Below are 20322 nucleotides of genomic sequence, written 5' to 3' on the forward strand. Positions count from 1 at the left end.
CGTGTACTGATTTACTCATCTTAAGACATGTCCGCAAGCCTTCTCAAGAACTGTACGAGCCAGGAACAGCTGGAAAAGATCATCAAAGGCCAGGAACGCAAGTTCCGGTGGAGAGATGACTGGCCCACGATGGAGGCCGCCCTGCAGGCTGCTGGCACCGCCGCCATTGCCGCCCACGAAAGCAAGAAAACCGCTGACCAATTCCAGGACCCTGCTTAACTGCCAACCCCCATGACCACTGCCCCCGACGCCACCACCTACCGCCTCATCGACGGCAAGCAAACCGCCGAGGCCATCAAGGAAGAAATTGCCGCCGAAGTAGCCCAGCGCAAAGCGGCTGGCCAAAAGACCCCGCACCTGGCTGCCATCCTGGTAGGCCACGACGGTGGCTCGGAAACCTACGTGCGCAACAAGGTGTTGGCCTGCGAGCGGGTAGGCTTCGAGAGCACGCTGCTGCGCTACGAAGACACCATCACGGAGGCCGAGCTGCTGGCAAAGGTGCAGGAGCTGAACGAGGATGACCGTATCGACGGCTTCATCGTGCAGCTGCCGCTGCCGCGCCACATCGACACCAACAAGGTGATTGAGGCGGTGCGGCCGGAGAAGGACGTAGACGGTTTCCACCCGATGAACATCGGGCGGATGGTAGCCGGTTTGCCGGCCCTGCTGCCCGCCACGCCCTCAGGTATTGTGGAGCTGCTGCGCCGCTACGAGCTGCCGACGGACGGCAAGCACTGCGTGGTAATCGGGCGCAGTAACATTGTAGGTACGCCGGTTAGTATTCTGCTGGCTAAGAACTTAGAGCCTGGCAACTGCACCGTGACTTTATGCCACTCGCGCACCCAGAATCTGGCTGACATTACCCGCACCGCCGACATCCTGGTAGCTGCTTTGGGCCGCCCGGAGTTCGTGACGGCCGATATGGTGAAGCCCGGCGCGGTGGTAATCGACGTGGGCACCACCCGCGTGGAGGACGCTGACAAGAAGTCGGGCTGGGCGCTGAAGGGCGACGTGAACTTCACTGAAGTGGCGCCGCTTACGTCCTACATCACGCCCGTGCCGGGCGGGGTCGGGCCAATGACCATTGCCATGCTGCTGCTCAACACGCTGCGGGCGGCAAAAGGGGAGGTGTACCCGAAATAAGCTGTCAGGTGGTGGTTGCCGGTTGTCAGTTGCCGCTTACTGGTTTGTTTGCAAAAGCACGCCAGCATATGCTGGCAACCGACAACTACCACCTGTTAACTCATTACCGGCAGCTCATCCGTAAAATCCAACAAAACCAGCTCCGGGCTTTTGAATTTCGGGGCGTTGTACTACTTTTAAAGTCGGGCCGACGGATTTGGAGCCGAATCTGGTTTGATTCGGAGCGCCTGCCGGCAGTCCGGCTTTACCTGTTTCCCATTCATTTTGCTGCACGAACTTTCTCTTGTATCGGCGGCCTCAGGCAACACTGAGGTTCCGGCCGCTGCGCTGCCCCTCATGGAGCAGTTTTATACCATTCAGGGCGAAGGCTACAACACCGGCCGCGCCGCGTACTTTTTGCGCCTGGGCGGCTGCGACGTCGGCTGCGTCTGGTGCGACGTTAAGGAATCCTGGGACGCCGACAAGCACCCGCGCGTAGCCATTGCCGACATGGTGGCGGCGGCCACTGCCCATCCGGGCCGCAACGTCGTCATCACCGGCGGTGAGCCGCTCATGCACCAGTTGGGGCCACTCACGCAGGCGCTGCACGCCGCCGGCTGCCAGAACTGGATTGAAACCTCCGGCGCCTACCCGCTTAGTGGTGAGTGGGACTGGATCTGCGTGTCGCCCAAAAAATTCAAGGCTCCGCTGCCCGAAACGCTGCAGCAGGCCCACGAACTCAAGATTATCGTGTTCAATACTTCGGACTTTGCCTGGGCCGAGCAGCACGCCGCGCAGGTAGGCCAGCAGTGCCGGCTGTACCTGCAGCCGGAGTGGAGCAGGGCGTCGCAGATGATGCCTTTGATTGTGGACTATGTGAAAGACAATCCACAGTGGCAGGTGTCGTTACAGACGCATAAATTCCTTGATATCCCGTAGTTGCCTGCTTTATGCGCCGAATATTGTCTGCCTTGCCATTGCTGGCCTGTACGTTGCTTCCACTGGTTGCGGCAGCGCAAACCACTTTAGCCACAGCCAATACCAAGGCGCGCAGTCTTTGGGACAAAGCCCAAACACAAGCCAAGGAACGCAACTTCACCAAGGCCATTGAAACCCTGACGGTACTCAATCAGAAGTTTCCGTCGTTGGGCGAGCCGTATGTGCTGCGCGGCTCTTTGCTCAAAGCCATGGGCGAAAACCGTCCGGCGTTTGAGGCTTACCGCGACGGATTGGCTAAGCTACCTGCTGACGCCAACCGTGCTACCGACTACTATACGCTGGGCGAACTGGCCATGAGCTTTGGCGAGTACCAAACCGCCGCCGAAAGCTACCGGCGTCTGCTTAAAACCGGCCCCAAAGGGCAGCGTTTTGCCTCCAAGGCCCAACGGCAGCTTTTAAACTGTGAGTTTGCAGCCAAGGCCATTGCCAACCCCATTGGAGTTCAACCCGATCGGCTTGGGGCACCGTTGAACACGTTCCGGTTTCAGTATTTTCCTGCGCTCACTGCCGACAGCCGCTTCCTGCTTTTCACGGGACGCCCTACTTCCGAAAGTGGTGAGGACTTGTTTGTGTCGCGTATGAACAAGGATGGCAGCATCGGCGACCCTGCTTCCATCTCGCCCTTCATCAATACGCCCTACAACGAAGGCGCCGGAACCATTTCCGGCGACGGCAAGACGCTGGTCTTTGCGTCCTGCGACCGGCCAAACTCGGTTGGCAACTGCGACCTGTATATTTCTCGCCGCACCGGCAACAACTGGAGCAAGCCGCAGAACCTGGGCCGCACCGTAAACTCGGTGGAATGGGATTCGCAGCCAACCCTGTCGGCCGATGGCCGCACGCTGTATTTCACGTCTACGCGTCGGGGCGGGCAAGGCCAGGAAGATATTTACGTAACTACGCTGGGCACCAATGGCAACTGGAGCCCCGCCCGTAACCTGGGACGCCCTGTGAATACTGCCGGCAAGGACATGGCACCCTTTATACATGCCAGCACCAGCACGCTGTATTACGTTACGGATGGGCTGGTGGGCATGGGTGGGCTGGATGTGTACCGCTGCGAAATGCAGAGCGCTACAAGCTGGAGTGAGCCCGTTAACCTGGGCTATCCGCTTAACACCCATGAGAATGAAGCGTCGTTGTTCATTTCCTCCGACAACCGCCGCGGCTTTTGTTCCCGCTCACGGGCCGCAGAGCCGGGCGTGCGCAAAGAGCAGGACCGCCCGGTAGAGCTGTTCAGCTTTGAAGTGCCGCCGCAGGTGCGGGCACGTGAAACCAGCACCTACACCCAGGGCCGCGTTTTCGATGCCGTCACCAAGAAGCCCATCCAGGCCGATGTGCAGCTCTATGACCTGAACACGGATGAATTGACCCAGTATGTATCCTCCGACTCGGAAAACGGCGACTACACGGTGGTGCTGAACGAAGGCCGGCAATACGCTATGTACGCCTCGGCTGACAAGTACCTGATGAATAGCCTTAGCTTTGACTACAGCGACAAACGCAGCTTCGACCCGCTGGTGCTGGACATTTACCTAGAGCCGGTGCGCTCCGGCCGCAGTATTGTGCTGAATAACCTGTTTTTCGATACCCGCGAGTTTGCCCTCAAGCCCAAATCGCGCACGGAGCTCAACCGGCTAGTAGGCTTTATGAAGCAGTATCCGGAAATTCAGGTAGAGATAATAGGCCACACCGACGATGTCGGGTCCGACGACGACAACCAGGTACTCTCGCAGAACCGCGCCAAATCTGTGTATAGCTACCTGATTAGTCAGGGAGTGAAAGTCAACCGCTTGCGGTTTAAAGGCTATGGGGAAAGCAAACCGTTGGTAGCCAATGATACAGAAGCTCATCGCCAACAAAACCGGCGTATTGAGTTGAGAATACTGTAGTTCCCAAAGACGCCAGGGGCAACCCAGCACCATTTTAGAATCCGGCAGCAGTAGCTGTCGGATTTTTTTGTTTGCATTATTCCTTTTGGCTAGGATTATAAGATGCTGATTGTCAACAGCAGGAGGGAGGGCTGCAAAAGCTTGTAATTAGAATAGTTATAAAAATAATTTGTATTATTAAATTTTTGTTGTACATTTGATTACTCTGAACGCTCAGACTCCTCCCTCCTACTGGTGCGCCCCGGGTATCATCTGACATTTCATCTTTCACTTTCCAACCCCCTAGTAGTATGAAACGAGTTTTTCTCACTGGCTTGGCAGTGGCCCTGTTCTTTGTAGCGCAGGCTAAATCGAATGGCGAAGCAACCCTGGTAGCCCGCGCAACGGCGCTCACCCGCATTCAGGCAGAAAAGGCCCACCTCGATGAGGGCCAATACCTGCGAGTGAAGCAACTCAACATCCGGATGTTTTCGGAGATGGAAGACCTAAAGACTCGCTTTGCTGCCGATCCTGCTATTATGGATGAACGCCTGGCCGTAGCGCAGGCCCACTACGAAATGGCACTGACTGCCATTATGCGTCCTGCGCAACTTGCCGTGTTCCAGCAGTCACGCACCTCCATGACGGCGCTGAGCACGTCAGCTCCAAAGTAAAAAGCGAACTGTTATTCATAGGAGCAGCTCGTGCAAACGGGCGTTCCTATGAATAAGGCAGTGGCACCGAAACTGTACCGGACTTTGCATACGCTTTAAGCCGGCCAGCGGAAAGCAACAAGGCTGAGCAAGATGGAAGAGAAAAAATACCATCTAATGTTATTTGTAAATAAATCGTTAAAATATGTTGATATTAAGCAATAATGTGTTATATTCATATGCGTAAATGCTGCCATGGGTTGCTGTTTATTGAGTAGCCTTGGTTGATGAACTAGTAAGCCTTTCACCTCCACCAAAACTCCCAACTATCATGAAAAACCTCTCCGCACTCTTAATGCTCCTGCTACTGCTGACTACGGGAGTGGCTGCCGCCGGCCCCGGCGACCAACAGAAGATTACGGCGCGTGCCACCACGCTCACCCGGCAGATGGCCCGCGTAACACCCCTGAATGAAGGCCAATACGTGAAAGTACGCCAGCTGAACCTGCGTCTGCTCAGTGAAATGCAGGTTGTTCAGTCGCGCTTCGCCAACGATGCCACCGCTCTGGATCAGCAGCTGGCAGAAGTGCAGGCCCGCTACGAGTGGGACCTGGCCACGATTCTGTGGCCCCGCCAGATGGTGGCTTATACCCAGGCCAAAGCAGATCTGATGGCCTTCGGCAGCCGCTAGTACGCTTCGCTTAGTAAGTAGAACAAGAAGAAGGCCCGCTCTCAATCGAGAGCGGGCCTTCTTCTTGTTTCAGTACAGTTTACGGGGGCAGACTAGCTGCGCTGCGCAATGTCCTGATAGTCGCGCTCCAGCTCGCCGGTGTAAATCTGGCGCGGACGGCCAATCGGCTCTTTGTTTTCGCGCATTTCTTTCCACTGTGCAATCCAACCGGGCAGACGGCCCAATGCAAACATCACCGTGAACATTTCGGTAGGAATACCGATGGCGCGGTAGATGATGCCGGAATAGAAATCAACGTTGGGATACAGCTTGCGCTCAACGAAATAAGGGTCAGTGAGGGCCGCTTGCTCCAGTTCCTGAGCGATGGTCAGCAACGGGTCATCAATGCCCAGTGCGGTCAGCACTTCGTCGGCCGCTTTCTTGATGATTTTGGCGCGCGGGTCGAAGTTCTTGTATACGCGGTGGCCGAAGCCCATCAGACGGAACGAGTCGTTCTTGTCTTTGGCCTTGGCAATGAACTTGCTGGTGTCGCCGCCATCTTTCTGAATTTCCTGCAGCATCTCCAGCACCTCCTGGTTGGCGCCGCCGTGCAGCGGGCCCCACAGCGCGTTGATACCCGCCGAAACCGAGCCGTACAAGCTGGCGTTGGCCGAGCCTACCAGGCGCACGGTCGAGGTAGAGCAGTTCTGCTCGTGGTCGGCGTGCAGGATGAGCAGCTTGTTGAGGGCGCGCACCACGGTGGGGTTGATGTCGTACTTCTCCGTCGGGAAGCTGAACATCATGTACAGGAAGTTGGAGCAGTAGTCAAGGTCGTTGCGCGGATAGTTCAGCGGGTGACCCATGTTGTTTTTGTACGTCCAGGCTGCAATGGTCGAAATCTTGGCCATCAACCGGATAACGTTGAGGTCAATTTCTTCCTTGCTCAGGTCGGGAGAGACACTTTCGGGATAGAAAGCGGTGAGCGAGCAGATCAGGCTGCTCAGAATGGCCATTGGATGAGCTGCCGACGGGAAACCGTCGAAAATCTTACGCACATCTTCGTGCACCAGTGTATGCTTGGTGATCTGGTGCTGGAACTCGTCGAGCTGAGTTTGGGTGGGCAATGCGCCGTAGATGAGCAGATAGGCCACTTCCAGGAAGCTGGATTTCTCCGCGAGCTGCTCAATAGGGTAGCCCCGGTAGCGTAGGATACCTTCTTCTCCGTCGAGGAAAGTGATGGCGCTTTTGGTGGCGCCGGTGTTCTTGTAGCCCGAGTCGAGGGTTACGTAGCCGGTCTGGTCGCGCAACTTGCCGATGTCGAATGCCTTTTCGTGTTCGGTACCTTCGATGACGGGAAGGGAATAAGATTTCCCATCGAGGATCAATTCAGCAGACTCTGCCATAAGAGAGGATTAGAGGTGGTTCGGGGGCGAAGCTAAAGAATTACCGGCTAGCCGGAAAGCCTGCGCTTGTTTGAGTACTGCTACTACAAACCGTGCCCTTGGGTTGTTTGAGAAAGAATGTATCCGCAAAGAAAAGCAGTCTGGCCGTACGGGTAGCACGCCAGCCGTCATTTTAATCGAGATTAAATGTGCTGGTCAGCGAAAATTCGCCTGCAAGCTACTGGCCGAGCTTTATTTGCCGATGCAGAACTGGGTGAAAATACTGGTCAGCAAGTCGTCGGAGGAAATTTCGCCGGTGATTTCGCCGAGAGCGGCCAGCGCGTGGCGCAAATCAGCGGCCAGCAGTTCGGTGCCAGCTCCGGTAGCCAGACCCGTCAGCACGGCGCCGAGGGCCTGCGCGGCCGCCTCCAGGCTACGGGCATGGCGCAGGTTGGTGACGATGGTGCTGCCGCCCAACCGGTCGAGGCCTTCGCCCCGAACGAGGTGCAGCAGCGTTTGCTGCAGCTCGTCGAGGCCATCGCCGCGGCTGGCGGCAATGAGCACGGTGTCGGGGCGGTTGCGGAAGGCATCCAGTTCCGGATCGGAGGCTGTGTCGAGCTTGTTGCCGACGGCCAGCACCGGCACACCGGGGGCCAGCCCCAATGCTTGAATCTCATCTTGAAGCTGCGCGGGCGTAGTAGTCGTAATATCAAACAGATACACTACTAAAGCCGCCTGTAAAACCCGCTTCATGGTCCGCTCTACGCCCATAGATTCCACCACGTCGGTGGTGGTGCGCAGGCCGGCGGTATCCACGAACCGGAAGCGGATGCCGTCGAGGCTCACTTCATCTTCGATAAGGTCGCGAGTGGTGCCGGCAATGGCTGACACGATGGCCCGCTCTTCGTTGAGCAAGGCGTTGAGCAAGGTACTTTTGCCGGCATTGGGCCGCCCGGCAATAACGGTAGTCACGCCATGCTTGATGACGTTGCCCAACTCAAACGAGCGCAGCAACCGGCGAACCAGGGCCTGGACTTCCTGCAATAGTGTTACCAGCCCGGTACGGTCGGCAAACTCCACGTCTTCTTCGCCGAAGTCCAGCTCCAGCTCCAATAGGGCCGCAAATTGCACGAGGCGGCCCCGCAGGTCCTTTAGCTCGCGGGAGAAGCCGCCCCGCATCTGCTGCATGGCTACCTGGTGCGAAAGCTGCGAGTCGGCGGCAATCAGGTCGGCTACAGCTTCAGCCTGGGCCAGGTCGAAGGCGCCGTGCAGGAAGGCGCGCTTGGTGAACTCGCCGGCCTCGGCGAGCCGGGCGCCGCGCCGCACGAACAGGCGCAGCACTTCCTGCACGATGTAGTCGGAGCCGTGGCAGCTGATTTCCACCACGTCTTCGCGGGTGTAGGAGTGCGGAGCCCGAAACAACGACACCACCACTTCATCCAGAATCCGGTCGGCGTCGCGGATGGTGCCATAGTGCAGCGTGTGGCCCGGCTGGTCGCGCAGGCGCTTGCCGGCAAAAGCGGCATCAGTAAGGGCAATAGCATCCGGACCGGAAAGGCGCAGTACGGCAATGGCGCCCGCGCCCAGTGGCGTCGAGAGGGCAATGATGGTATCGGAAAGCGCGGGAGGGTAGGCGACGGCCACAGGCAAAAAGGCTGGTTCGGCTGCAAAGGTACGCAACCCACACCGGGCACAAGTATCCGAACGAGCAGGCCTATGGCAATCAGCTGGCGGCCTGCCCGGCTACGAAAAGGTTGCGGCTTACTTCCGCCGACAGCATAGTGGTTGCCTGCTTGTTGATTCTGACCTCTAAAGAGTTATCAAAGGCCACCTTGTCCAGCACTTCAATGTAAGAACCCAGCTTGAGGCCAGCTTTATCCAGGTACTGCAGAAAGGTGACGGAGGTATTCTTGACGGCTACCACGGGGCCTTGCTCACCGGGCTGCAGGTCGGCCACGAGGCGGTGGGTGGGGCGCAGCATGGCCCCGTCCTCAGTCGGGATAGGGTCGCCGTGCGGGTCGAGGCGCGGGAATCCCAGGAACTCGTCGAGGCGGCGCACCAGCAGTGGAGAGTCGATGTGCTCCATCTGCTCGGCCACTTCGTGCACTTCGTCCCAGTTGAAGCCCAGCTTTTGCACCAGAAACACTTCCCACAACCGGTGCTTGCGAATAGTGAGTAGGGCCAACTGCCGCCCTTCGGGCGTGAGCGACACGCCGCGGTAGCGCTGGTAGTGCAGCAGGCCCTTCTCGCTGAGGCGGCGCAGCATATCCGTGACCGAAGCCGGGCGGGTTTGCAGCACCTCGGCAATGCTGTTGGTACTCACATCGGAGCCCGGCGCCGCCTCCGCCAGCTTGTACACGGCCTTCAGGTAGTTTTCCTCGGTGAAGCTGGGCATCTGTTTGAATTAAAAATTAAGAATTGAGAAGTGAAAATTAAGAACGGCCGCTTCCGAGCTGTAGTAGCGTCAGGAAGCGGCCATTTTTAATTCTTACTTCTCAATTCTTAATTGACTTCATTACCATTTAATCAGCGCCGAGGCCCAGGTGAAGCCGGAGCCAAAGGCGGCCAGGCATACTAGGTCGCCGCGCTTAATGCGGCCTTCCTGCACGGCCTCGCTCAGGGCAATGGGCACGCTGGCGGCGGTGGTGTTGCCGTAGCGCTGAATGTTGCTGAAGATCTTGTCGTCGGTGAGGCCCATTTTCTGCTGCACATACTGCGTGATGCGCAGATTCGCCTGGTGCGGAATCAGCATGTCGATGTCCTTGGACTCGTAGCCGTTGGCATCCAGCGCCTCGCGGATTACCTGCGGGAACCGGACTACGGCGTGCTTGAACACGTTCTGGCCGTTCATGTAGGGGTACATCTCCAGCTCATTGGCCACCACGTAGTCCACCCGGTTGTTGCGGTTGGAGCCGGGCTCTTTCACAATCAGCTCTTCGGCGTGCTCGCCCTGCGAGTGTAGGTGGGTGCTCAGGATGCCGTGGCCCTCGCGGGTGCAGGGGCGCAGCACTACCGCGCCCGCGCCATCCCCGAAAATTACGGATACGCCCCGGCCCCGGGTGCTGATGTCGAGGCCCGAGGAGTGAATCTCGGAGCCCACCACCAGCACCGTATCGTACATGCCGGTTTTGATGAACTGGTCGGCCATGCTCAGCGCGTACACAAAGCCGGAGCACTGGTTGCGCACATCGAATGCCGGAATGGGGGCCGCAATGCCCAACTCGCGCTGCAGCAGAACGCCCGAGCCCGGGAAAAAGTAGTCGGGCGACAAGGTGGCAAACACAATCATCTGCACGTCGTCGGGGGTGAGACCGGCCATTTCCAGGGCTTTGCGTGCCGCGTTGGCACCCATGTTGGCGGTGGTGTCTTTGCCTTCCTCGAACCAGCGCCGCTCCCGAATGCCGGTACGTTCCTGAATCCACTCGTCGGTGGTTTCCATGAGTTCGGTGAGGTCAGCATTCGTTACGACCCGCGCGGGTACGTAGTGGCCGACGCCGGCAATTTCAGAATGTCGGAGAGTTGACATAGGGAGAGGGGAATTAAGCAGGCAGAGAGACGGGACCGAAGGGGCTGAAAGTAAGAAAAAGTCGGCTGTCCGTTCTCTAACGGCCGGCAAAGGTCGGCAGTTGCTGAATAGAATCCACTACTGCCCCCAATTTTATAGCTTCGGTAGCCCAAAGTGCCGCGGCGGATGGACCAGTTGGGTAAAAGTGCTGTGCCGTCAGCTTCGTAAGCACTGCTTCAGAAACGTGCGGAAACTCTACCACCACAGCCGCCTGGTACCGGCAGGCCACTTCCTGCCAGAGCGGATTGGGAGGCAGCAGCAGCGGCAGGCCGTGCGCCAGATACTCATAGAGCTTGGTAGGAATGCAGTGCGCCGAACTGGGATGTGGCCGGTAGGGTAGCAGCCCCAGGTGGCTGCGTTGGATTTCAGCTACAATATGGGCGTGGGGCACCGGCTCGTCGCCACCAACCAGTACAATGGCGTCGTCGGCGGCAGCCAGCTGCTGCAGCTGGGCCAGCACGGCAGGCTGCTGGCAGAATCCGGCAATTGTGAGCTGGGCGTTGGGCCAATGACGGCGCAGCCGCTGCGTGAACTCCACCGCCTCAAATACGCCATTCAGCTCAGAAATAGTGCCTGAATACAGCAGCCGCAGGGGCTGGCCAAATGCCGGTAGTGAGCGGGCTTGCGTCGGCAGGGTTTCGGTAGGCTGGGGCTGGTATTTGTTTTCCAGCACCACCGTGTTTTGAGGACTTGCAAATGGCAGCTCAGCGGCGTAGCTGCGCTCAGCCAGCAGTATGCGGGCGGCGCGGCGGGCGGCCACGGTTTCGAGGGTGCGTACGGCCCCGGCCAGCAATCCGCGCAGCCAGGCCGGATACACGTGCTGCGTACGGATGTTGAGGGCGTAGTTTTCACGCACGTCGTACAGGAACTGCCGGCGGAAACCCAGGGCCTGCCACAGCAGCGTCAGCGGTAGCAGTTCTGGGGCGTGCACCACAACCAACTGCGGCTGCAGCTGCCGCAGCAGGCGCCAGTAGTGCACCTGGGCCTGCAGCCGGGCCCAGCTCAGGCGAGTGCCGCGCAACAAGCTGTGGGTGTACAGGTTGTCGGGGGTGTCGGGGGGGAGGGCTGCTTCCCGGCCGGCTACGTGTACGGCTGTGCCAGACCGCGCTGCCAGGGTGCGCCCAAATTTCCCGAACATGCGGGTATCATCCAGGGGCTTAAGCACCGAGGCCAATAAAATAACGGTTGGAGGCGGCAGATGCGGCATTGTGGCAGCGAAGATGGTAAGTTTGCGCTTCCCGCTCGTCATGGAGCGCCAAGCAACGCTTCTGCAACAAACTGCCGGGCTGCATGCAGCAGTGGGGAGTTATGGCCGGATGCTCTGCGTTGTGCTTCAGGACACGGGCATGTACCAACATGTATCAATTCAACCAGCGTAAGAATGACTGATCTGCAGCAAACCATTGAAGCAGCCTGGAACGACCGGAGCCTGCTCACGAATGCCACCACCACCGACGCCATTCAGCATGTTATTGAGGAGCTCGACAAGGGCCGCCTGCGCGTGGCCCAGCCCGCCACCGACCAGGAAGGCGCCTGGCTGGTAAACGACTGGGTTAAGAAAGCCGTCATCTTGTATTTCCCCATTCGCCAGATGGAAACCCTGGAAGTAGGCCCGTTTGAGTTCCGCGACAAAATGCGCCTCAAAACCAACTACGAGCAGCAAGGGGTGCGCGTAGTGCCGCCGGCCGTAGCCCGTTACGGTGCCTACCTGGCCCCCGGCGTGATTATGATGCCCAGCTACGTGAACATTGGCGCGTGGGTAGGCGAGGGCACGATGGTGGACACCTGGGCCACGGTAGGCTCCTGCGCGCAGATTGGCGCGGGCGTGCACCTGAGCGGCGGCGTGGGTATCGGCGGCGTGCTGGAGCCGGTGCAGGCCGCGCCGGTTATCATCGAGGATGGGGCCTTTGTGGGCTCGCGCAGTATCCTAGTGGAAGGCTGCTTTGTGGGTCGCGAGGCCGTCATTGGCGCGGGCGTCACCATCACGGGTAGCACCAAAATCATCGACGTGACGGGTTCGGAGCCTATCGAGTATAAAGGTACGGTACCGGCCCGCTCGGTGGTAATTCCGGGCTCCTACACCAAGCATTTCGCCGCCGGCGACTACCAGGTGCCCTGCGCCCTCATCATTGGGCAGCGCAAGCCCAGCACCGACCTCAAAACCAGCCTCAACGACGCATTGCGCGAACATAACGTGGCAGTATAGTTTTGCGTGATGAAGTGAATTGGGGCAGGTGAGAAGTAACTGGAATTTCGTTCTTGCTTTTCCTGACCACCTGTTGCCTGTCACGGTTCACCTCCTCACCCAATCACCTCTTCACTTACTTCAAAAATGAACACGAAATCTGGGCCGGTATCGGCGGCAGAAGCCCGCGACGAAATCCGGAACTACGTTGCTGCCGAGTATGAGAAGCCTGCTGCCGAGGTGCAAACCAAAGTGGTTTTCAACATGGACCTGCCCTGGGTAGATGGGACCGTGCAGCCGTGCTACCTGGTGGAATGGTTTGCCGGCCTAGCCAACGGCGTAGCTGTTACGGGACCGTACACGTATAATCTGCCCGAACTCAACGTGGGCGATACGCGCCAGCTGGGCGGCCTGAATGAGTGGCGCCAGCAGTTGCTCAACCTCTATGCCGGCTGCGAGGTAGCCACGGCCGCGCGCCTTACCCAGCCCCTCACTGACTTCTCGGACCCCACCCGCACCCGCCTGATTCTGGAAAACCTGCAGGACCGCCGGGCCCCACGCTTCGTCATCAACTGCTCGGTGCGGGAGTTTTTGCGCGTCGGCACCGACGAATACTATGTGTTCAACGGCGACTGGGTGCACAACCCACATTATTCCTACTCAGCCACGTTCGGCTTCAAACCCCGGCAGGAAAATACCACGCTGGTGCTGCCCGAAGACGAAAGCGCCATCCGGATTGCGCCCCACAAGTTCCTCACGCCGGTACCGGAAGTTGGGGCTGACGGCGCAGTGCCCGGCGAGCCAGCCGGCTTCATCATGATGAAGAACGGCCGCATTGTGGAGTATATGGCCGCCCCCGCCACCCGCGCCGTGATTGACAGAGTGGCTATGTATTACCTGCTGGGCCAGGAAAACGGTCCGTTTGCCATCAAACGCTAACCCAGGCAGCTGGTCGTCTGTTGCTGAATACGCCCAAACAACAGAAAACCCCGGCCTACACGTGTAAGCCGGGGTTTTCAGTTGTTTGGGCGCAGCCTATTGAAGCGCGCCTTTTCGCAGTTTGTCGCCGAACACGGCACGCACCTTATCTACTTTAGGCCGCACCACAAACTGGCAGTATGGCTCGCGGCCGTTCTGCTTGTAGTAGTTCTGGTGGTAGTCTTCGGCCGGGTAGAAGCTCTTGAGCGGCTCAATCTCCGTCACAATGGGCTGGTCGAAGGCCTTGGCCTCGTTGAGTTTCTGCTTGTACTGCTCGGCGAGGTGCTTTTGCTCGTCGTTGTGGTAGTACACGCCGGAGCGGTACTGCGTGCCGGCATCAGCGCCCTGGCGGTTGAGGGTCGTGGGGTCGTGGGTTTTCCAGAATATCTCCAGCAGCTGCTCGAAGCTGATAACGGCCGGGTCATAGGTGAGCTGAATTACTTCGGCATGGCCGGTCAGGCCGCTGCATACTTCACGGTAGGTAGGGTTGGAGATACGCCCGTTAGAATAACCGGATACCACTTTTTCCACGCCTTCGAGGTCCTGAAACACGGCCTCAACGCACCAGAAGCAGCCGGCTCCAAAAGTTGCCTTTTCCATTCTATTTAGATGTCGTAGGTAAGAGAGAAGAATATGCCCACAGCGCCGGCACAACGTGCGGGGCCGCAGCGTGTGGCATACGCTTAAAAGCCATTTCCAGCCGAAAAAGTTTGCGGCGCATCAACTGCCACAGTTAGCCTACTGAAAGCCGTCCTCGAACTACCACCCACACGCTAAACGGCCTTTCAAACAATTGAAAGGCCGTTTAACTACTCATTTAAAAGCGCACACCAGTGCCGCCAGTAGGTTATTTGCGGAAGCGCTCGGCCACCACCAGGTCTTTGGTGCCGTGGCCCCAGCTGTAGAAGCCCTCACCCGACTTCACGCCGAGGCGGCCGGCCATCACCATATTTACCAGCAGTGGACACGGCGCGTATTTGGGGTTGCCGAGGCCGTCGTGCAGCACGCGCATGATGGCCAGGCACACGTCCAGCCCGATAAAGTCGGCTAGCTGCAGCGGACCCATTGGGTGCGCCATGCCCAGCTTCATTACTGTGTCAATTTCTTCTACGCCCGCCACGCCTTCATGCAGGCTGATAATGGCCTCATTGATCATCGGCATTAGAATGCGGTTGGCCACGAAGCCAGGATAGTCGTTGACCTCAGTAGGCGTCTTGCTGAGCTGCCGCGACAACTCCATAATGCGTGCCGTTACCTCGTCGGAAGTAGCATAGCCCCGGATAACCTCCACCAGCTTCATCACCGGCACCGGGTTCATAAAGTGCATGCCAATCACCTTGTCGGGGCGCTTTGTAACGGCCGCAATTTTGGTGATGGAAATGGAAGACGTGTTGGAGGCCAGGATGGCATCCTGCGGCGCGTGCTGGTCTAGCTCACGGAAGATATTGAGCTTGAGGTCTACATTTTCGGTGGCGGCTTCTACCACCAGCTGTACGTCGCGCACGCCTTCGGCAATGCTGGTAAAGGTGCGGATGCGGCCGACGGTAGCCGTTTTGTCGTCCTCGCTGAGGCTGCCTTTGGCTACCTGACGGTCCAAGTTCTTGGCGATGGTACCAAGGGCCTTGTCGAGAGCGGGCTGATTAATATCAATGAGGGCAACTGGGAATCCGTGCTGGGCAAATACGTGCGCAATGCCATTGCCCATGGTACCCGAGCCGATAACGGCAACGTTGATCATACTGAGTGGAAAAGGAAGGGTGGGAAGAGGAGCGGAGACCAGCAGGAGCCGGCCGCTGGCAAAGCTAGCCCGAAAAACGGGGTCAATCCAACGGAAACAGACTTAGGTGCCGGCCGGAGCCGCCGGAAAACAGCCGGAGCGCTAAAAAGTTTGCTTTCCGAAAAACCCGTTTTCAGGGCTGTAAGCGGGTTTTTAACGAAATCAGCCAGAATGACTCCGAAATTTTAATAACAAGATTATATCCTTTTGATAACCCCCGCGTACAAATCCGCAAATCAGCTTATGCTTGTAGCCCTACTGCAGCATGGGTTGAAAATCTTCCAAATCTCTCTCCACCAACTCAATCCAACCACCATGGGCAATCTGCTGTACATCATCGCCGTAATTCTCATCCTCATCTGGGCACTGGGCTTCTTTGGCGTGCTCGGTACCGGCATGCAGGGCAACAACCTGATCCACATTCTGCTGGTTATTGCCATCATTGCCATCCTGCTGCGTGTTATCCGCGGTGGCCGCGTAGTCTAGCTACGTCTGGTCTGCCCTGGCAGGCCGAAAAATGCGTCTGAAAAACACAAAAACGCCTCCCGGATATCCGGGAGGCGTTTTTGTGTTGGAGCGTAAGCAATACCAGCTCTATTTGCCCAGATTGATAAGCAGGTTTATCCGAAACTCCGGCTGCCCATAAGGCGAAGTGCTCGTGCCGTCCGGATTCAGACCGTTGTTGAAGTTGTACAAACCTACGATATCCAAGGCTACCCGGTCGCTGAACTCGTTGCGGTAGCCAACCCCGGCCAGCGGCGTCCTCAGCGTCTGCCCGAAGGAGTACCGTTGGCCCTGGTAGGTGTAGCGCACGTTGGTGCGTGTCACCTCGTACTCGGCATGCGCAAAAAACTGTTTATACACCATGTACTGCGCAAATACCTTCAGCCCCACATTATTAGCCACAATGTTGGGAGGGTAATTGTTCACCTGCTGGTTGTAGTCGGAGTAGCTCACGTTGGTATACGAGTAGCTAATGCCCGGCCCAACCGCCAGCTTCTCAGTTAGCCGGATGCCCAGGGCCGGCGCAATGCTGGCGTTGAACTGCCCATCACCGTAGAAGCTGCTGTACCCAAGCCCGAAGTTGGTGTACAGAAAATACTTGCGCAGCGGCTTGGGCTGCTCGCTGGCCCGGCTACCGGCCGGAAAGTCCAGGCCCGAAGGACTGTCGGACGAAGGCTGCTGGGCTGGTAGGGGCGCATTTGCCGGGGCTGGGGCGGGCACCGGCACAGCCTGATCCTGCGGGCGTGGGGCCGATGTAGCCGGGCGCGGGGCAGTGCCAGGAGGAGCCGTGTTCAGCTGGGGCTTCACAGTGGACGTGCTATCGGTGCGCTGGGCCAGCGCCACCGACGGTGCCAGGGCCAGCCCAGTGCCCGTGGTGAGGGCCGCTGCCAGCAGAAAACGGAGGGAAACGTTCATACCGGGAGGTAACGCTATTTAGAGACGAGTTGGTATTTGCGCTGGCGCAGCGTCTTGATCTGCTCATCGGCCAGGTATTCCTCGTAGTTCATGCGCCGGTCGATGATGCCGTCGGGCGTGAGCTCAATAATACGGTTGGCAATGGTTTCGATGAACTGCAAGTCGTGCGACACAAACAGCAGGGTGCCCTGGAATTCGCGCAGGCTGTTGTTTAGAGCCGTAATGCTTTCCAGGTCCAGATGGTTCGTCGGATCGTCCAGCACCAGCACATTGCCCGATTCCATCATCATTTTGGAAAGCATGCAGCGCACTTTTTCACCGCCGCTTAGCACGTTGCTTTTCTTCTGCGACTCTTCGCCCGAAAACAGCATGCGGCCCAGAAAGCCCCGGATAAACGACTCGTCCTTCTCGGTGCTGTACTGGCGCAGCCAGTCTACCAGGTTCAGGTCGGTAGCGAAGAACTCGGAGTTTTCTTTCGGGAAATAGCTGGGCGTGATGGTGGTGCCCCACTTGATGTCGCCGGTATCAGGCCGGGATTCTCCGAACAGGATGTCAAACAGCAGGGAAGGAGCCCGGTCGTCGCGGCTGATAATGGCCACCTTATCCTTCTTGTCCAGCGAGAAGCTGACGTCGCGGAATACCACCTGCCCGTCTACCGACTTGCTCAGGTTTTCCACCGTCAGCAGCTGGTTGCCGGCTTCACGTTCGGGCTTGAAGGCAATGTACGGGTACTTGCGTGAGCTAGGCTTGATTTCTTCCAGCGTCAGCTTTTGCAGCAGCTTCTGGCGCGAGGTAGCCTGCTTGCTTTTGGAGGCGTTGGCCGAGAAGCGGCGCACAAACTCTTCCAGCTCTTTGCGCTTGTCCTCGGTCTTTTTGTTTACATCCTGGCGCTGGCGCAAAGCCAACTGGCTGCTCTCATACCAGAACGAGTAGTTGCCGGGATACATGGTGATTTTCGAGAAATCGAGGTCGGCCATGTAGTTACACACCGCGTCGAGGAAGTGACGGTCGTGGCTCACCACAATCACCGTGTTCTGGAACGAGTCGAGGAAGTTCTCCAGCCACAACACTGTTTCGGCGTCGAGGCCGTTGGTAGGTTCGTCGAGCAGTAGCACGTCGGGGTTGCCGAACAGGGCCTGCGCCAGCAGCACCCGCACTTTATCGGAGCCGCCCAGGTCACCCATCAGCGTGTAGTGCTTGTCTTCGCCGATACCCAGGCCCGACAGCAGCTCGGCTGCTTCGTACTCCGCGTTCCAGCCTTCGAGGTCGGCAAACTCGCCTTCCAGCGCCGCGGCCCGCTCACCGTCAGCGTCCGAGAAGTCGGGCTTGGCATAGAGGGCGTCTTTTTCTTCCATCACCTTCCAGAGGCGGTGGTGGCCCATAATCACGGTCTGCAGCACTGGTTGCGTATCGTAGGCAAACTGGTCCTGGCGCAGCACCGACAGGCGCGAGCCGGCTGGCATCATCACTGAGCCAGTATTGGCTTCAATGTCGCCGGCCAGAATCTTTAGAAATGTAGACTTGCCCGCGCCGTTGGCGCCGATAAGGCCATACACATTGCCGGGCATGAACTTGATGGTGACGTCTTCAAACAGTACACGCTTACCATAGCGCAGGCTGACATTGGAGGTGCTAATCATAAGAAAAGAAAGGTCGAAAAATCAGGCGAAACGAGGCGCAACCGGCCTGCGGGCCCGCAAAAATACAGAAAATGCCCTGCGTCTCCGCACCAAAGCCCGAACCAACGGCCTGAGCCGGGCGCAACAGCTGGCCGGAAGTACAAATTTAGGCTTCTGGTGCAACAACACAGCCGCAAAATGGTATAGAGAGAGGCGGTACTTTGGGCAAGCTGCTGAACAACAGCGTCTATTTCAGTTCCGGTTCCGCCAGTCGTACGGGTTTTCTCTTCCACCCTTAACCAATTTTCTACATGAACGACTCCCGCATAACTCCGGAAACCAATGGTGTCCGCTATGGTCTTTTCACTTCCATTGGCATGATGCTGTACTTCGTGGTAGCCTCCTTCCTGGATCTGACCAGCCGTATCGAATTCAGCTTTCTCAACTTTGCCATCATGGCTGTCGGTATATGCTTGGCCATTGCCAATTTCAAGCGTTACAAGCATGACCGCATGCCTTACCTGCAGGGCTTTGGCACGGGTATTATCACGGCTGCTGTGTCGTCGCTGGTGTTTGGGTTTTTCTTTATTGGTTTTACCGCGTTGCGGCCCGACATCATGGACCAGATCCATGCCCGTGACCTGTTTGGGCTGGAACTATCAGCGTTGATTGCGTTTTTGGCTATTCTTCTGCAAGGAGCTATGGTGGGAGTTATTATCTCTCTGGTTGCTATGCAGTATTTCAAAAGCCCCGACCACAAGCCCATTGAAGGTATTGAATAGGTTGCCCAACCAGCTAGTATTCCAGCCTCGCTGGGCATACCAGATGTAACAGAGTAGTAGCTTATACTACTCAACAGGCGGCGCTTCATTCTCTTTTATACCTCTTGGGTTTGTAAAAGGGAATGAAGCGCCGCCTGTTGAGTAACCGGAAAAAAGACCTGTTGCTTGCTGACTTTTACCAAGCGGCCACACGCATGTTCAGCAACCTGTATGTCGTAGATAGCAACGCAGATGGCCTCGCATAACCAGGTGACAGCCGCCGGCTTATCACCTGGTTATGCGAGGCCATCTGCGTTGTTGCTACGGCTGATTATTCTGTTCTGTCTGTTCCTGCTGCTCATCCAACTGCTCTAATTCCTGCAGTTCTTCAACAATCAGCTCGGGCGTGAACAAACCTGTCACGGCAATCAGGTCTTCCAGTTTGGGAAGGATATGAGACGCGCTGTCCGGTGATTCTGGTTGCTCTGGGTTGGTCGTATCCATGATTACAAGAAGCTGAACAATAAGTAGAGAGGAAACGGAGTAAGGATGAAATAGAACTAGAGCAAGCCTTATAGCCGCCTTTCCGCTCTTATTTCCACCCTTGTGTGCTTGCTATCTCTTATACACTTATATGCCTAACCCAGTTCTCAGCTCATAATGATTCGGACTCGTGAGTAAAGCTGGTTACGGACTGCTGTCCGGTCTGCGGGATACAAGTGCTCAAGAACAGCCTGATCTGGGTGATGCTATGCTGCTGCTTTACGTCGTTCTGATTCCGCCTTTACTGCAGCCTTGAAACCTTCGTGTTCGTGTAGCCCAGGATACGCTTTCCAGACGGTGCCAGGGGCGTCGCCACTCTGTAAGCGGCTCATAGCGTCAGTGAGGGTAGCATCTACTGCTTGCTGTTGTGGGGCAGCTTTTGCTTCTGCCGTCAATTGCTCGGATTCCTCTTCCCCGAAAAAGCCGTGCTGGTAGAGGCCTGTTAACTTAAGCACTGCCCGGCTTAGCGCCCTTTTTTCAGCTGTTTCGGCAAAGTAGCTGTTCTTGCAGTTCTCGGGGACGGCGCTGCCGTAGGTTTCAACTGTCGCCTCCTCCATCTTTGCTACAGCCTTGATAACAGCGTATTTGGGTTCCAGTTTCAGGGCTTTATAGCGCACCTGGATTCCGTAGTGCGCTTGCACCTTCTCAATACCTGAACGAGTTAGGATGGTGTAATGCTGGTGCTGAAACACGTCCTCCTTAATCAAGCCGCATTCTTTGTATAAGCTATTAAGCTTATCAGCTTTCGTAGCGGGAACTTGCTTGGCCATACCAATAG

Annotated in this window: 21 protein-coding genes; 10 read left to right on the forward strand and 11 right to left on the reverse strand. The window is 57.3% G+C overall.

What is annotated here, in order from left to right:
• The first annotated feature begins 27 nt into the window (after positions 1-27).
• The 6 genes from H8B14_RS11690 (at position 28) to H8B14_RS11715 (ending at position 5336) form a co-directional block, all read left to right on the forward strand.
• Entirely contained in the window at positions 28-219 is a 192-nt protein-coding gene (locus H8B14_RS11690) for a hypothetical protein (protein ID WP_187315809.1), read from the forward strand.
• 12 nt (positions 220-231) lie between these two features.
• Positions 232-1143 carry a bifunctional 5,10-methylenetetrahydrofolate dehydrogenase/5,10-methenyltetrahydrofolate cyclohydrolase gene (locus H8B14_RS11695; protein WP_187315810.1) on the forward strand — a complete coding sequence of 304 codons (912 nt, stop codon included), beginning with the start codon at positions 232-234 and terminating at the stop codon, positions 1141-1143.
• Positions 1144-1479: 336 nt separating this feature from the next.
• Complete coding sequence (locus H8B14_RS11700; RefSeq protein WP_187315956.1) at positions 1480-2061, forward strand: 7-carboxy-7-deazaguanine synthase QueE; 582 nt, start codon at positions 1480-1482, stop codon at positions 2059-2061.
• A gap of 11 nt (positions 2062-2072) precedes the next feature.
• Entirely contained in the window at positions 2073-4013 is a 1941-nt protein-coding gene (locus tag H8B14_RS11705; RefSeq protein ID WP_187315811.1) for an OmpA family protein, read from the forward strand.
• Between the two features lie 290 nt (positions 4014-4303).
• The gene (locus H8B14_RS11710; protein WP_187315812.1) at positions 4304-4666 is read left to right on the forward strand and encodes a hypothetical protein; all 363 of its coding nucleotides are present in this window, start codon (positions 4304-4306) and stop codon (positions 4664-4666) included.
• A gap of 310 nt (positions 4667-4976) precedes the next feature.
• Positions 4977-5336, forward strand: a complete 360-nt coding sequence (locus H8B14_RS11715) for a hypothetical protein (RefSeq protein WP_187315813.1) — start codon at positions 4977-4979, stop codon at positions 5334-5336.
• 92 nt (positions 5337-5428) lie between these two features.
• On the opposite strand, the gene H8B14_RS11720 is transcribed toward H8B14_RS11715, so the two are convergent.
• The 5 genes from H8B14_RS11720 to H8B14_RS11740 all read right to left on the reverse strand — a co-directional run bounded on the left by H8B14_RS11720 (position 5429) and on the right by H8B14_RS11740 (position 11511).
• Positions 5429-6718: a citrate synthase gene (locus H8B14_RS11720; protein ID WP_187315814.1), complete on the reverse strand. Its 1290-nt coding sequence runs from the start codon at positions 6716-6718 to the stop codon at positions 5429-5431.
• A gap of 231 nt (positions 6719-6949) precedes the next feature.
• The gene (gene mnmE, locus H8B14_RS11725; RefSeq protein ID WP_187315815.1) at positions 6950-8341 is read right to left on the reverse strand and encodes a tRNA uridine-5-carboxymethylaminomethyl(34) synthesis GTPase MnmE; all 1392 of its coding nucleotides are present in this window, start codon (positions 8339-8341) and stop codon (positions 6950-6952) included.
• Between the two features lie 79 nt (positions 8342-8420).
• A complete protein-coding gene (locus H8B14_RS11730; protein ID WP_187315816.1) occupies positions 8421-9092 on the reverse strand; it encodes a metal-dependent transcriptional regulator in 672 nt (223 codons plus the stop codon).
• A 120-nt stretch (positions 9093-9212) separates the two neighbouring features.
• Positions 9213-10223, reverse strand: a complete 1011-nt coding sequence (locus tag H8B14_RS11735; protein WP_187315817.1) for a 3-oxoacyl-ACP synthase III family protein — start codon at positions 10221-10223, stop codon at positions 9213-9215.
• A gap of 76 nt (positions 10224-10299) precedes the next feature.
• Positions 10300-11511: a glycosyltransferase family protein gene (locus H8B14_RS11740; protein ID WP_187315818.1), complete on the reverse strand. Its 1212-nt coding sequence runs from the start codon at positions 11509-11511 to the stop codon at positions 10300-10302.
• Positions 11512-11643: 132 nt separating this feature from the next.
• Here H8B14_RS11740 and H8B14_RS11745 point away from each other — a divergent pair, with 132 nt between their 5' ends.
• Both H8B14_RS11745 and H8B14_RS11750 read left to right on the forward strand, forming a co-directional pair.
• A complete protein-coding gene (locus H8B14_RS11745; protein WP_187315819.1) occupies positions 11644-12468 on the forward strand; it encodes a 2,3,4,5-tetrahydropyridine-2,6-dicarboxylate N-succinyltransferase in 825 nt (274 codons plus the stop codon).
• Positions 12469-12594: 126 nt separating this feature from the next.
• Positions 12595-13386: a hypothetical protein gene (locus H8B14_RS11750; RefSeq protein WP_187315820.1), complete on the forward strand. Its 792-nt coding sequence runs from the start codon at positions 12595-12597 to the stop codon at positions 13384-13386.
• Positions 13387-13482: 96 nt separating this feature from the next.
• Here H8B14_RS11750 and msrA read toward each other — a convergent pair whose 3' ends face one another.
• Both msrA and H8B14_RS11760 read right to left on the reverse strand, forming a co-directional pair.
• Entirely contained in the window at positions 13483-14025 is a 543-nt protein-coding gene (gene msrA, locus H8B14_RS11755; RefSeq protein ID WP_187315821.1) for a peptide-methionine (S)-S-oxide reductase MsrA, read from the reverse strand.
• Between the two features lie 247 nt (positions 14026-14272).
• Complete coding sequence (locus H8B14_RS11760; protein WP_187315822.1) at positions 14273-15163, reverse strand: 3-hydroxyacyl-CoA dehydrogenase family protein; 891 nt, start codon at positions 15161-15163, stop codon at positions 14273-14275.
• 354 nt (positions 15164-15517) lie between these two features.
• On the opposite strand from H8B14_RS11760, the gene H8B14_RS11765 reads away from it, so the two are divergent.
• Positions 15518-15688, forward strand: a complete 171-nt coding sequence (locus H8B14_RS11765; protein WP_187315957.1) for a lmo0937 family membrane protein — start codon at positions 15518-15520, stop codon at positions 15686-15688.
• Positions 15689-15796: 108 nt separating this feature from the next.
• Here H8B14_RS11765 and H8B14_RS11770 read toward each other — a convergent pair whose 3' ends face one another.
• A complete protein-coding gene (locus tag H8B14_RS11770; protein WP_187315823.1) occupies positions 15797-16621 on the reverse strand; it encodes a hypothetical protein in 825 nt (274 codons plus the stop codon).
• 14 nt (positions 16622-16635) lie between these two features.
• Positions 16636-18261 (reverse strand): ABC-F family ATP-binding cassette domain-containing protein, encoded by a 1626-nt coding sequence (locus H8B14_RS11775; RefSeq protein WP_187315824.1) that lies wholly within the window; start codon positions 18259-18261, stop codon positions 16636-16638.
• A 290-nt stretch (positions 18262-18551) separates the two neighbouring features.
• Here H8B14_RS11775 and H8B14_RS11780 point away from each other — a divergent pair, with 290 nt between their 5' ends.
• On the forward strand, positions 18552-19022 hold the full coding sequence (locus H8B14_RS11780) for a DUF4199 domain-containing protein (RefSeq protein ID WP_187315825.1): 471 nt from the start codon (positions 18552-18554) through the stop codon (positions 19020-19022).
• Positions 19023-19322: 300 nt separating this feature from the next.
• On the opposite strand, the gene H8B14_RS11785 is transcribed toward H8B14_RS11780, so the two are convergent.
• Positions 19323-19505: a hypothetical protein gene (locus tag H8B14_RS11785; protein WP_187315826.1), complete on the reverse strand. Its 183-nt coding sequence runs from the start codon at positions 19503-19505 to the stop codon at positions 19323-19325.
• Between the two features lie 245 nt (positions 19506-19750).
• Positions 19751-20314, reverse strand: coding sequence for a hypothetical protein (locus tag H8B14_RS11790; RefSeq protein ID WP_187315827.1), 564 nt, complete (start codon positions 20312-20314; stop codon positions 19751-19753).
• Positions 20315-20322: the final 8 nt, after the last annotated feature.

Source organism: Hymenobacter puniceus (genome assembly GCF_014333525.1).
In the GTDB taxonomy this organism is placed as follows: domain Bacteria; phylum Bacteroidota; class Bacteroidia; order Cytophagales; family Hymenobacteraceae; genus Hymenobacter.